Below are 12,188 nucleotides of genomic sequence, written 5' to 3'. Positions count from 1 at the left end.
AAGCGCACTTTGCGTTTCCCAGCCAAAACGACACTTGTGATTGCAGCACTCCGCATCCTTCGACGGCATCGACCGCGCTGTCCTGCACTCCTTCAATCGGCGTACGGCAAGGCCCCGCCTTGCTTTGCCGCGCATGCCATCGAAAAAAAATGTCGTGGCACAAAAGTTGCGCATCGCTATCAGTCCCGTCTGGTCTTCCTCACTTGCAATATTCGTGACAACCCCATGACGGTGACAGCAGGCGGCACGGCGAACATGTATTTCGATGCATATCACCTGTCGTCATTTGTCTTACACCTTCCAGTCGGTGCTCAAAGAACATCAACGGAAAGAGGAGCGGGGGATGAACAAGAACAAACAAGACCGGGCGGAAAATGCCGTCGCGGTGGTCGAAAAGCGGCTCGGCATTTCGCGGCGCAGCTTTTTGCAGTTATGCACGGCGATGGCATCGACCATGGGCCTGCCCACGGGCGCGGATGCGGCCATCGTGCAGGCCGTGGCCAACAAGAAGCGGCCTTCGGTGATCTGGCTGCACTTCCAGGAGTGCACCGGCTGTACCGAGTCGATGCTGCGCGCGGAGCATCCGACGCTCGAGAAGCTGATCCTCGACGTCATTTCGCTCGATTACCACGAAACCCTTTTCGCGGCCGCCGGCCACCAGGCTGAAGCAGCGCGACGCGCGGCGATGAAGGCCAACAAGGGCAAGTATCTGCTCGTGGTGGAAGGCGCGATTCCGACCAAGGATAACGGCGTCTATTGCAAGGTCGGCGGCCAGACCGCGATGGACATGCTGAAGGAATGCGCGGCGGATGCGGCGGCGGTGATCGCCATCGGCAGCTGCGCGGCCTGGGGCGGCATGCCCTCCACCGGCCCGAATCCGACCGGTGCGTCGAGCGCGGCGCAGGTGCTCGGCAGGCCGGTGGCGAACATCCCCGGCTGCCCGCCGAATCCGTACAACTTCCTGTCGACGGTGGTGCACTTCCTGACCTTCGGCAAACTGCCGGAACTGGATGCCAAGAGCCGCCCGAAGTTCGCCTACTCGCGCCTCGTGCACGACAACTGCGAACGGCGCGCGCACTTCGATGCCGGCCGCTTCGCCATGGAGTTCGGCGACGAAGGGCATCGCAAGGGATGGTGCCTGTACAAGCTCGGCTGCAAGGGACCGGAGACTTACGCGAACTGCCCGTCCATCCTGTTTGGCGATGTCGGCAATGCGAGCTGGCCGGTCGGCACGGGCCATCCCTGCATCGGCTGCACCGAGCAGGGTGTCGGCTTTGCGAAACCGATCCACGCGCTGGCGGAACTCAAGACCAATACACCGCCGGTCGGTTATCCACGGGTGGAAGAACAGAAAGGACACGGCGCGACGATGGGTGCGGTTGCCGTGGTGGCCGGTGTGGCTGGCGTAGTCGCGGGCGGCACAGTGGCGATGGCGAAGAATCTCGGCAAGTGCCAGACCGAATGCCCGAGCAAGTCCGCCGGCAAACCGTCCACTGAAAAGGAAAGGACGGAATCATGAGTCTCGACCGGCGCGATTTCCTGAAAGGCGCGCTGGGTGGCGGAGCATTGCTCGCCACGGCCACTTCGGTGGAGGCCCGCGACAACAAGCCGATGCCGCCGGAAGCGGTCGGCCTGTTGTTCGACAGTACGCTGTGCATCGGCTGCAAGGCCTGTGTTGCCGCGTGCAAGGAAGCCAACGGCATGCCGCCGGAATTTTCCACCGAAGACCAGCTTTGGGACACCCCGCTCGACCTGTCCGGCAAGACGCTCAATGTCATCAAGATGTATAAGGATGGCACGGGCGAGAAGAAGGACAGCGTGATCGACGGCTTTGCCTTCAACAAGGCCTCCTGCCTGCACTGTGCTGACCCGTCCTGCGTGTCGGCCTGCCCGGTGAAGGCAATGACGAAGGACCCGGTGACGGGCATCGTCAGCTACAACAAGGATGCCTGCATCGGCTGCCGCTACTGCGTCGCGGCCTGCCCGTTCGGCGTGCCCCGCTTCGAGTACGACAAGGCCATCCCGAAAATCTCCAAGTGTCAGTTGTGCAAGCACCGCATGCCCGAAGGGAAGTACGCGGCCTGTGCGGAAGTCTGCCCGACGGGCGCGACGCTGTTCGGCAAGGTGAAGGACCTGAAGGTGGAAGCAAAGCGCCGGATGGAACTCAAGCCCGGCCAGGAAACGGCTTTCCCGCGCGGTAACCTGAACACACGTGATCAGTCACCGCACGTGGCGAAGATCCCGAACTATGTGCAGCATGTTTACGGCGACAAGGAAGTCGGCGGCACGCAGGTGATCCGTCTGTCCGCCGTGCCGTTCGAGAAGCTGGGCATGCCCACGCTGCCCGAACGCTCCTTCGCGGCCAATTCCGAAACCATACAGCATGGCCTGTACAGCGGCATGGTGCTACCGATCGCTTTCCTCGGCGTGCTGGGCTTCATCGCCAAGCGCAACGTGAAGGCTGAGGACGAAAGCAAGCCGACGGACAAGACACAAGGAGGTTCCGATGTCTGATGCACATCACGCCGCCCCCGCTCCAGTCGGCGGACCGATGGTGACGCCGACAACCGTCACGCTCGCGATCCTGGCGGCGATCGCGGTCGTCATTCTCGGCATCCGCTTCCTGCATGGCATGGGCGCGGTCAGCAATATCAGCGATGGACAGACCTGGGGCATCTGGGTCGTGTACGACGTGATGATCGGCTCCGCCTTCGCCTGCGGCGGCTACGTCATGGCGATCCTGGTCTATATCTTCAACAAGGGCGAATACCACCCGATGGTGCGGCCGGCGTTGCTGGGCAGCCTGTTCGGCTACACGCTGGCCGGTATCTCGGCGGCGGTCGACCTCGGCCGTTACTGGAACTTCTGGCATGTGTTCGTACCGGGTTACGCGCAGGTGAATTCGGTGATGCTCGAAGTGGCCCTGTGCGTATCGGCCTACATCATCGTGATGTGGATCGAGTTCGCGCCGGCGCTGCTGGAGAAATTCGGCCTCAACGTGCAGAAGAAAAAGCTGAGCAAGGTGCTGTTCTTCTTCATCGCGCTCGGTGTGGTATTGCCGACCATGCACCAGTCCTCGCTCGGCTCGATGCTCACCGTGTTCGGCTATCACGTGCATCCGCTGTGGCAAAGCCCGGTTATCTCGTTGCTGTTCCTGATGACCGCGGTGACGAGCGGCTTCGCGGTCGTGTTCTTCGAAGCCTGCCTGTCGTCGTCCGGCTTCCAGCGGCCGCTGGAAATGCACCTGCTGGGCAAGCTGTCGCGCCTGATGGTGTGGGTGGTCGCGGCCTTCGTAGTGGTGCGCTTTGTCGACCTGGCCATGCGCGGCGCGATCGGTTTCATGTTCGAGCCCGGCGTGAAGGCCCTGATGTTCTGGATCGAGACCCTCGCCTTCATCGCGCCGCTGGTGATGCTGCGCGACGAGAAGCGACGCAGCCAGCCGGCGAAGCTGTTCGTCGCCGCCGTGCTGCTGATGACGGGCGCCTTCCTGTTGCGCATCAACGCCTACATCGTCGGTTACAGCACCGGGCTGGGCTGGAGTTACTTCCCGTCGGTGCCGGAAATCATGGTCAGCATCGGCATCATCGCAATCGAAATCCTGGGCTATATCGTGCTGGTTCGGTATCTGCCGATCCTGCCCCAAGAGGAATAATTTAGGAGACAAGCATGGCAAAGAGAATCACGATCGACCCGATCACCAGGATTGAGGGTCACCTGCGCATCGACTGCGAAGTCGACGGCGGCAAGGTGAAGAAGGCATGGGCGTCGGGCCAGATGTGGCGCGGTGTCGAGCAGATCCTGGTGGGGCGCGATCCGCGCGACGCATGGTCGATCACGCAGCGCATTTGCGGCGTGTGCACCACGGTGCATGCGATCACCTCGGTGCGCGCAATCGAGAACGCGCTGAAGATGGAAGTGCCTCTCAACGCGCAATACATCCGCAACCTGATCATCACGGCGCACGCCATCCACGACCATATCGTGCACTTCTACCACCTGTCCGCGCTGGACTGGGTGGACGTGACGTCGGCGCTCAAGGGCGATCCGGCCAAGACCGCGCAACTGGCGGAAAGCCTGTCGACCTGGAGCGGCAACAGCAAGCATGAATTCGCGAAGGTGAAGGAACGCCTGTCCGGCTTCGTCGGCACCGGCCAGCTCGGCATTTTCACCAACGGCTACTGGGGCCATCCGGCGATGAAACTGCCGCCGGACGTGAACCTGCTGGCGACCACGCACTACCTGCAGGCGCTGGAAATCCAGCGCAAGGCAAACAAGATCGTCTCCATCCTCGGCTCGAAGACGCCGCACATCCAGAACGTTGCCGTGGGCGGCGTGTCGAACCCGATCGATTTCGACTCGCAATCGTCGCTGACGATGGAACGCCTGATGGCGATCAAGGGCTGGATCGACGAGCTGGCGGACTTCGTGAAGAACGTGTACCTGGTCGACGTCGCCGCCATCGGCGCCTTCTATGCCGACTGGACGGGCATCGGCGCCGGCGTGCTCGAATACCTTGCGGTGCCTGATATTCCGCTCGATACCAAGGGCACGCAGTTCGCCCTGCCCGGCGGCTACATCAAGGGCGGTGACCTCGCCTCCTTCCAGCAGATCAAGAGCTTCGGCGACCCGTTCTTCCGCGACGGCGTGGAGGAAAGCGTCAAGCATGCGTGGTACAAGGGCGGCAAGGGTGCGCTGCATCCGTTCAAGGGCGAGACCGAGCCGCAGTACACCGACTTCCAGGACGACGGCAAGTACTCCTGGGTCAAGTCGCCGACCTTCTACGGCAAGCCGGCGCAGGTCGGACCGCTCTCGCGCGTGCTGACCATGGTCGCCGCCAAACATGAGCCGACCATCAAGTACGTGACCCAGACGCTGGACACGGTAAGCGCACTGGCGAAGACCAAGGTGCCGGTGGCCGCGCTGCATTCCACCATCGGCCGCCATGCGGCGCGCGCGGTGTCCTGCGCGGTGCAGGTGGATGTTCTCGCACAGCAGTGGCAGCTCCTGCTCGACAACATCGCCAAGGGTGACCGCCAGACCTTCAACAAGCCGACCTTCCCGAAGGGCGAAGTCACCGGCGTGGGCTTCCACGAGGCGCCGCGCGGCGCGCTGTCGCACTGGGTCGTGCTCAATGACGGCAAAATCAGCAACTACCAGTGCGTCGTGCCGACGACCTGGAACGCTGCGCCGCGCAACGAGCATGAGGCGATCGGTCCGTACGAGGCTTCGTTGCTGAACACGCCGGTGGCCGATCCTGAGCGTCCGCTGGAAGTGCTTCGCACGGTGCACTCCTTCGATCCCTGCCTCGCCTGCGCGGTGCATGTGCTCGATACCGACCAGCAGGAAGTGGTCAAGGTGCAGGTGCTGTAAACAACGCCAAACAAAGGCAAACCATGTCCGTGGCGTGCAATGTGTGCGCGCCACGGAAAATACTCTTACTGCATTGGAACATCATGCGCATAGTCATCCTCGGCGTCGGCAACATCCTCCTCTCCGATGAAGGTGTCGGCGTGCGTGCCATCGAGCGCTTCCAGCACGAGTACCGCGTGCCGCCGCAGGTCGAGGTGATCGACGGCGGCACCGCGGGCATGGAATTGCTGGAAGACCTGGCCCATGCCACGCATCTGATCATCGTCGATGCCGTGCGCAGCCGGAAGGAGCCGGGCACCATCGTGCGCATCGCCGGCGACGACGTGCCGGTGTTCTTCAAGACCAAGCTCTCGCCGCACCAGGTGGGATTGTCCGATGTGCTCGCCACGCTGGCCTTCAACAACGAACAACCGGGCGGCGTGACGGTGTTCGGCGTCGAACCGTTGTCACTGGAAACCGGCATGGCGCTGACACCGCAGGTCGAAGCACTGCTGCCGACGCTGACCTCCCTCATCGTCTCCGAACTCGGCCTGCTCGGCGTCGTCGTGGAACGCGCGGCGCTGGAGGCGGCGTAATGTGCATGGCGATTCCCTCGCGCATCGTCGCCATCGATGGCGACATGGCGACCGTGGAAGCCTTCGGCAAGCAGCGCCGGGTCAGCCTGATCTTGATGGCGGAGCCTGTGCACCTCGGCGACTACCTGCTGATCCAGGCCGGCAGCTTCGCTTACGAACGGGTCGATCCGGATCGCGCGCTGGAAACACTGGCCATTCTGGATGGGATCGTCGATGATGCAGGTTGAAGATCGACGTTTCTGAATCCGTATCGTGAACCTGGAAGGAAAGATCCGCATCGCGCTGGAGTTCGACGGCCGACGCATCGTCGCCGCCGCCGTGCAGCCTCGCGCGCTGATTCCGCTCAACCGGCTCTTGCAAGGCAGGCCTGCCGCACACGCGCTGCAGGTCATTCCCCTTCTGTTCAGCATTTGTGGCAAGGCGCAGGGAGCGGCGGCAAGCACCGCGGTCCAGGTCGCGCTGGAGCAATCAACAGCGGTAAGCTTGCAGTGCGAGCGGCTTGTGCTGGCGGAAGCCTTGCAGGAATTGCTGTGGCGCTTCCTGATCGACCTGCCGCGCATCATGCAGGCGCCGTCGGATCCCACCCTGCTCGCCTGGTTACGGCAGCACATGACGGCATGCTGCCGCGATGGCTTCGATGAAACCGGCTGGCAGGCCGGCATGGTCGAAATGGAAAGCCGCGTTGGTGCCGCGCTGCTCGGCGATGCGTGGCAGTACTTGCAAGATGCTGGCGACACGAACACGCTGATGCGCTGGCTGCATGACGCAAGGACGCCCACCGCGCGCCTGTTGCTGCAATGCTTGCCGCTGGACGAGCCAAGCCATGACGGTGCCGCATCCCTGATGCCGTGGGTGAATCGCGAGAACATGCTGACGTATCTGTTGCCTTCCATGACGAACGAGGGGCATTTCGCCTCGCGTCCCCATTGGCAGGGGCAGGCGCTGGAAACCGGCAGCCTGGCGCGCATGCAGGCGCATCCTGCCCTTGCCGTCTTGTTGCGCGAGCAAGGTGTGTCCATCTTTGCGCGATTGCTGGCGCGGCTGCTCGAAATCCATGCACTATTCGATCGCCTGCGCAGAAGCGAACCCGCGGAAGACGCCTGGGTGCAGGGCCATGCAGGGGAAGCAGCCGTCGGACTGGCCTGTGTGCAGAACGCGCGCGGGCTGCTGCTGCATCGCGTTGTGCTCGATGCGCAGCGCAGGATCGCGGATTACCGGATCGTCGCACCGACCGAATGGAATTTTCACCCCGAGGGTGCCTGTGCCCGGAGCCTGGCCGGCGTTGAAGCCGCTGAAGAAACTGCAATATTGCGCCGCACGGAACTGCTGGTTCATTCGCTGGACCCGTGCGTCGCCTGTGAAATCGAGGTCAACCATGCATGAGATGTCGCTCGCGGAAGGCGTGCTCCAGGTCATTGAGGACAGCGCCAGGGCAAACGCATTCACCCGCGTAAAAACCGTGTGGCTGGAGATCGGCGCGCTGGCCGGCGTGGAAGTGGAAGCCATGCGCTTCTGTTTCGATGCCGTGGTCAAGGACACGCTGGCCGAGGGCACGCGACTGGAGATCATCGAGACCAAAGGACAGGGCTGGTGCATGTCCTGCAACAAGACGGTGCCGATCAGCCAGCGCTACGACCCCTGCCCGGATTGCGGCGGCTACCAGGTACAGCCAACCGGCGGGCTGGAACTGAAAGTCAGGGAACTGGAAGTCGAATAGCGTCGCGCCCGGCAGCCTGGCTCATGCGGCGCGCGATCGCATAGCCGGCGAGGATAATGGTCAGCACCGCGGCGCCGAACAAGAGTTCCTTGCCGTCGGTCCATTGGTCGAACGCGTCCGACACGAGCTTCGATGCACCCAGACCCGCCACCAGCAATGCACTGGCGGCGACCAGCAGCGAAAACATCCGTCCTGCCCGCTGCACGAAGCGCTCGCTGCGCCGGATCAGGCTGGCCACGACCAGGCCATTGAGCGTATCGGTCAGCACCATGCCGCCGACGAAACACACCGCGAGCATCAGCGTTGCCAGCATGCCGCCATGACGGCTCCCCGCCAGGCCGAACCATGCCGCCACTGTCATCGCGTCGAACGATAGCGCGAACATGCCGCCGACGAGTACGCTTCCCATGAAGCCTTGCGGCAGCGGCAGGCGCATGACGAAGCGCGCCAGCGGCGGCGGAACGGCCGGGCTGTGCGCGGGCCGCGACGCATTGGCCAGGTTGACCATGCCGATGGCAAGAAGGAAGACGATGGAAATCCATGCACCGAGCGGTTCAAGCCACGCAGGCAGGCGTCCCGCGCCAAGTTGTACGAACACCCAGGCGGCACCGAGCACCACCAGTCCATGTCCCAGCGAGAACAGCAGCCCGGCGCTGCGCGCGAGGCGCGCGTGCCCGAGGCGGGACTGGAGGCGCGCCAGACCGTCGATGCTGGCAAGATGGTCGGCATCGAAGCCGTGTTTGATCCCGAACAGCAGGGCAAACGCCATCAGGCTGCTGAACGCGAGGGAAGCCTCCGGCATGCATGTCTCCTTTGTGCATGAGAATTTTTCAGGGAACTCATACAAGAAGCGTGCCATTGTCCTCTGGGCGGCGATGCTTGCGCAGGCATCCGGGCAATACAGGAAGTTTGCGGCCTGCAGGGCAGTTGCCCTTGCGTAGACGAGTCAGGCCGTCGGCATGGATGGGGCAAGACGGATAGCAGGTTTGCAGCAGCATCCCGTGCTGCAAGCTGACTTTACAGTCGCACATGCGGAGCAGCGTCGAATGGTTCTCTCCCCTTGCAGGGCTGCGGTATGCGCATATCTTTGCAATAGGCGTTCGAGGGCGGGCATTGCCGGTTGTTCCTATCCCACAACTTCTCCCCGTCGCCCTCGCGAAGGCGGGGGCCCAGAACCGAGTCCATTCTGCGGCTCGCTCAAACAGGCACATGAAGATGCCCAATCTCCCCATGGGCCCCCGCCTTCGCGAGGGCGACGGAGGAAGGCATCACAACGTTCAACTTTTGACGCCCGCCCGCATGCAAACCATAGCCTTGCAGGAGGAAGGAACGGATCATTGGTCACTGGTGCCGCAGTTGTACTAAATCGCCACACCCGCAGCCGCCCTCTGCTCCAGGATGATCTTCCTCAGTTCGCTCACACACGACCCGCAATTCGTCCCGCACTTCAGCTTCTGCTGCATGTCCGCCAGCACAGCATTCGGCGTTCCCGCATTGATCCAGTTCTGCCTCGCGAGCACATCCCTGATTTCAGTTTCGGCAACATCGAAGCAATTGCAGACGATCCTGCCTCGCGAGCGAAAGCCTTGCGGTGCTTTCGCGGACGGCACCAGCAGCATGCGCCCCAGCCCCGCAACAGGCTGTCCGCTTTCGAGGTACTCCTTGAGCCAGGACTCGGCCGAGGTATCACCCGCGAGCGACACCGCTTCCAGCTTACCGTCCCGCACGAGGACGTGACGCGCGTTGCCGCGGCGCGCATCGTCATAACGCAGCACCTGCGGGCCGACTATGCCGAAGCTAGCCTCGATTGCCTGCACCAGCTCGGTCTCGGCCGGATAATCGTCGGCGGCGCGAAACAGCACACCGGTCTTCTCGCGGCCGAACAGTGTGCAGGAGGCATACGCGAAGCGTCGCATCCATGGCCTCAGCCCCGCCTGCACCGCAAGTGCCTGCGACGAATCGATCCAGCCGAACACCAGGAAGCGCCACGGCAGCTCTGCCTTCAGGATCTTCACCGCCGCATGCTTGAGTTCCGGCTGCTTCGATACCGGGCACAGCACTGGCAAGGTCAGCGCGTTCACGCCGTGCGTGCCTTCCTCGTCCCGCGATCGACCCGACACGAATTCCTCGCCCCAATGCATGCCGATGAACGCCTGCCCGGAACGGAGATCGTCGCTCGCCATCGCCGGCAGGATCTGCGATCCGCGCCTGCTGGTGACATGAACCAGCTCGCCGTTGCCGATCATGCGCCGGTCCATGTCGACCTGCGCCATCAGCACCGCCGGCTCCGGCGCATGTGAAAAGAGCTGCGCCACGGTGCCGGTGCGGCTCATGCCATGCCACTGGTCACGCAGGCGGCCGGTATTCAGGCGGAACGGATAGCGCGCATCGACCTTCTCGGCGACCGGTTGGTACGCCACGTTCACGAACTTCGCGCGCCCGCTCGCCGTAGCAAAGCGGCCGTCTTCATACAGCCGTTTCCTGCCTTCGGTTGCCCCCTCGGGAAAGGGCCATTGCTGCGGCCCCTGCTCTTCCAGCAACTTGTACGATAGGCCCGTGATGTCGAGGTCGCGCCCGCGCGTCGACTCGCGATGCTCGTTCCAGATTTCCTCGACATTCGCGTAGCGAAAGAGCGTCCTGCTTCTTTCCATCTTCTTTTCCAGTCGGTGCGCGATCTCGACCACGATTTCCCAGTCGTGGCGCGCCTGCCCGGGTTTCGGCAGGATCGGTTTGGTGCGCGTAATGCGTCGCTCCGAATTGGTGACCGTGCCCTCCTTCTCGCTCCAGGTCGTCGCCGGCAGCAGCACGTCGGCATAGCCGACTGTTGCCGTCGTCTTGAAGGCTTCCTGCACGATCACCAGTTCCGCCCGCTTCAATGCCTCGCGCACCAGCGCCTGTTCCGGCAGCGATTGCGCCGGATTGGTGCAGGCGATCCAGATGATCCTGATCTCGCCGGCACGCAGCGCGTCGAACATTTCAATCGCCGTCTTCCCCGGCGTTGCGGGCACCTCGTCCACGCCCCACAGGCGCGCCACTTCTGCGCGGTGGTCCGGATTGGCCAAATCGCGATGCGCCGAGAGCAGGTTGGCCATGCCGCCCACTTCGCGGCCGCCCATCGCATTCGGCTGGCCGGTCAGCGAGAACGGCCCGGCGCCCGGCTTGCCGATCTGGTGTGTCGCGAGATGCAGGTTGATCAGGGCGGCATTTTTCGCCGTGCCCTGCGACGACTGATTCAAACCTTGGCAATACAGCGAGAGCGACGCCTTCGATTCGCCAAACCAGCGCGCCGCCTTGACCAGATCGTCTTCGCTGATGCCGCAGGTATCGGCCACGAATGTCGGTGTGTATTCGCGCACTGTGCGCTTCAACTCGGCAAAGCCTTCGGTGTGCGCGTCGATGTAGGCGTTGTCGATCAGGCCTTCCCACAGGCAGATGTGCAGCATGCCGTTGAAGAGCGCGACATCGGTACCCGGCAGGATGGGCAGGAACAGGTCCGCATCACGCGCGGTATCGGTGCGGCGCGGATCGGCGACGACCAGCTTCAGGCGAGGATTGCGCCTGCGTGCCTCCTCGATGCGCCGATAGAGCACGGGATGCGCATAGGCCGTGTTCGAACCGGCGATGAAGATCAGTTCCGCATGGTCGATGTCCTCGTAGCAGGCCGGCGGCGCATCCGCGCCCAGCGTCTGCTTGTAGCCGGCGACGGCACTCGACATGCACAGGCGCGAATTGGTGTCGATGTTATTGGTGCCGATCAAACCTTTCGCCAGCTTGTTGAAGACGTAGTAGTCCTCTGTCAGCAGTTGCCCGGAAATATAGAAGCCCACGCTGTCCGGGCCATGCTCGCGGATCGTTTCGTCGAATTTTCCGGCGATGAAATCCAGAGCCTCGTCCCAGGGCACCTGGGCGCGCGATGCGTCCCGCGTGACACGCATCTCCGGGTGCAGCGCGCGCGTCTGCCGTTGCAGCACCGGGTCGGCGGCCAGGTGCAGCGTGCTCCCCTTGGTGCACAGCCGTCCGAAGTTGGCCGGATGATCCGGGTCACCACGCACGCCCACCAACTTTTCGCCATCGCTCTGCACAATGACGCCGCAGCCGACGCCGCAATAGCAGCAGGTGGTCTTCGATTCGCGCAATGCACTCATGCAGCCTTCGCTTCAACCGCCAGCGCGTTCAGTTCATCGAGATCGAGAAAGACCTTGCCGTCTTCCACCTTGACGCTGAATTTCTGCGTGCAGCCTTCATCCGGTGCGACCGCACAACCGGAGCCCAGCTCGATGTTCCAGCTGTGCAACGGGCAAGCGACGCGCTCGCCGAACACGATGCCTTGCGACAGCGGCCCGCCCTTGTGCGGGCAACGGTCGAGCAGGGCGAATATCTTGTCGTCACTGTTGCGGAAGACGGCGACATCGTCAGTGGTGGCGCGATGCACGACACGCGCGCCGAGTACCGGGATATCCGTCACATTGCAGACGGCTTTCCATTGTTGGGACATGTTGTTTCCTTGATCACGTTGAGAATGGTTG

At 63.0% G+C, this 12,188-nt stretch carries 11 protein-coding genes; 8 read left to right on the top strand and 3 right to left on the bottom strand.

Annotated elements, in window-relative coordinates:
• The first annotated feature begins 343 nt into the window (after positions 1-343).
• The 8 genes from VJ698_RS14355 to hypA all read left to right on the top strand — a co-directional run bounded on the left by VJ698_RS14355 (position 344) and on the right by hypA (position 7,662).
• Entirely contained in the window at positions 344-1,519 is a 1,176-nt protein-coding gene (locus tag VJ698_RS14355) for a hydrogenase small subunit (protein ID WP_324103457.1), read from the top strand.
• On the top strand, positions 1,516-2,514 hold the full coding sequence (gene hybA / locus VJ698_RS14350) for a hydrogenase 2 operon protein HybA (protein ID WP_324103456.1): 999 nt from the start codon (positions 1,516-1,518) through the stop codon (positions 2,512-2,514). The genes VJ698_RS14355 and hybA overlap by 4 nt, the downstream gene beginning before the upstream one ends.
• Positions 2,507-3,652 carry a Ni/Fe-hydrogenase cytochrome b subunit gene (gene hybB / locus VJ698_RS14345; protein ID WP_324103455.1) on the top strand — a complete coding sequence of 382 codons (1,146 nt, stop codon included), beginning with the start codon at positions 2,507-2,509 and terminating at the stop codon, positions 3,650-3,652. The genes hybA and hybB overlap by 8 nt, the downstream gene beginning before the upstream one ends.
• A gap of 14 nt (positions 3,653-3,666) precedes the next feature.
• Positions 3,667-5,370: a nickel-dependent hydrogenase large subunit gene (locus VJ698_RS14340; protein ID WP_324103454.1), complete on the top strand. Its 1,704-nt coding sequence runs from the start codon at positions 3,667-3,669 to the stop codon at positions 5,368-5,370.
• 83 nt (positions 5,371-5,453) lie between these two features.
• Positions 5,454-5,945, top strand: coding sequence for a HyaD/HybD family hydrogenase maturation endopeptidase (locus VJ698_RS14335; RefSeq protein ID WP_324103453.1), 492 nt, complete (start codon positions 5,454-5,456; stop codon positions 5,943-5,945).
• A 5-nt stretch (positions 5,946-5,950) separates the two neighbouring features.
• On the top strand, positions 5,951-6,172 hold the full coding sequence (locus tag VJ698_RS14330) for a HypC/HybG/HupF family hydrogenase formation chaperone (RefSeq protein WP_324103452.1): 222 nt from the start codon (positions 5,951-5,953) through the stop codon (positions 6,170-6,172).
• A gap of 25 nt (positions 6,173-6,197) precedes the next feature.
• Entirely contained in the window at positions 6,198-7,328 is a 1,131-nt protein-coding gene (locus VJ698_RS14325) for a nickel-dependent hydrogenase large subunit (RefSeq protein ID WP_324103451.1), read from the top strand.
• Positions 7,321-7,662, top strand: a complete 342-nt coding sequence (gene hypA, locus VJ698_RS14320) for a hydrogenase maturation nickel metallochaperone HypA (protein ID WP_324103450.1) — start codon at positions 7,321-7,323, stop codon at positions 7,660-7,662. Before VJ698_RS14325 ends, hypA begins: the two co-directional genes overlap by 8 nt.
• Here hypA and VJ698_RS14315 read toward each other — a convergent pair.
• The 3 genes from VJ698_RS14315 to nirD form a co-directional block, all read right to left on the bottom strand.
• On the bottom strand, positions 7,640-8,464 hold the full coding sequence (locus tag VJ698_RS14315; protein WP_324103449.1) for a nickel transporter: 825 nt from the start codon (positions 8,462-8,464) through the stop codon (positions 7,640-7,642). The two genes, hypA and VJ698_RS14315, sit on opposite strands and share 23 nt — an antisense overlap.
• A 559-nt stretch (positions 8,465-9,023) precedes the next feature.
• Complete coding sequence (locus VJ698_RS14310; protein ID WP_324103448.1) at positions 9,024-11,807, bottom strand: molybdopterin-dependent oxidoreductase; 2,784 nt, start codon at positions 11,805-11,807, stop codon at positions 9,024-9,026.
• A complete protein-coding gene (gene nirD / locus VJ698_RS14305; protein WP_324103447.1) occupies positions 11,804-12,157 on the bottom strand; it encodes a nitrite reductase small subunit NirD in 354 nt (117 codons plus the stop codon). Before nirD ends, VJ698_RS14310 begins: the two co-directional genes overlap by 4 nt.
• Positions 12,158-12,188: the final 31 nt, after the last annotated feature.

The sequence above is a fragment of the Noviherbaspirillum sp. genome (assembly GCF_035254685.1).
In the GTDB taxonomy this organism is placed as follows: domain Bacteria; phylum Pseudomonadota; class Gammaproteobacteria; order Burkholderiales; family Burkholderiaceae_D; genus Noviherbaspirillum.
This window is presented reverse-complemented; position numbering and strand designations above follow the sequence as displayed.

Bases quoted from the DNA above. Each gene is read 5' to 3' on its own strand.
- VJ698_RS14330 (WP_324103452.1), top strand. From the start codon at position 5,951: ATGGCGATTCCCTCGCGCATCGTCGCCATCGATGGCGACATGGCGACC.
- nirD (WP_324103447.1), bottom strand. From the start codon at position 12,157: ATGTCCCAACAATGGAAAGCCGTCTGCAATGTGACGGATATCCCGGTA.
- VJ698_RS14355 (WP_324103457.1), top strand. From the start codon at position 344: ATGAACAAGAACAAACAAGACCGGGCGGAAAATGCCGTCGCGGTGGTC.
- VJ698_RS14335 (WP_324103453.1), top strand. From the start codon at position 5,454: ATGCGCATAGTCATCCTCGGCGTCGGCAACATCCTCCTCTCCGATGAA.
- hybA (WP_324103456.1), top strand. From the start codon at position 1,516: ATGAGTCTCGACCGGCGCGATTTCCTGAAAGGCGCGCTGGGTGGCGGA.
- VJ698_RS14340 (WP_324103454.1), top strand. From the start codon at position 3,667: ATGGCAAAGAGAATCACGATCGACCCGATCACCAGGATTGAGGGTCAC.
- hybB (WP_324103455.1), top strand. From the start codon at position 2,507: ATGTCTGATGCACATCACGCCGCCCCCGCTCCAGTCGGCGGACCGATG.
- VJ698_RS14315 (WP_324103449.1), bottom strand. From the start codon at position 8,464: ATGCCGGAGGCTTCCCTCGCGTTCAGCAGCCTGATGGCGTTTGCCCTG.
- VJ698_RS14310 (WP_324103448.1), bottom strand. From the start codon at position 11,807: ATGAGTGCATTGCGCGAATCGAAGACCACCTGCTGCTATTGCGGCGTC.
- hypA (WP_324103450.1), top strand. From the start codon at position 7,321: ATGCATGAGATGTCGCTCGCGGAAGGCGTGCTCCAGGTCATTGAGGAC.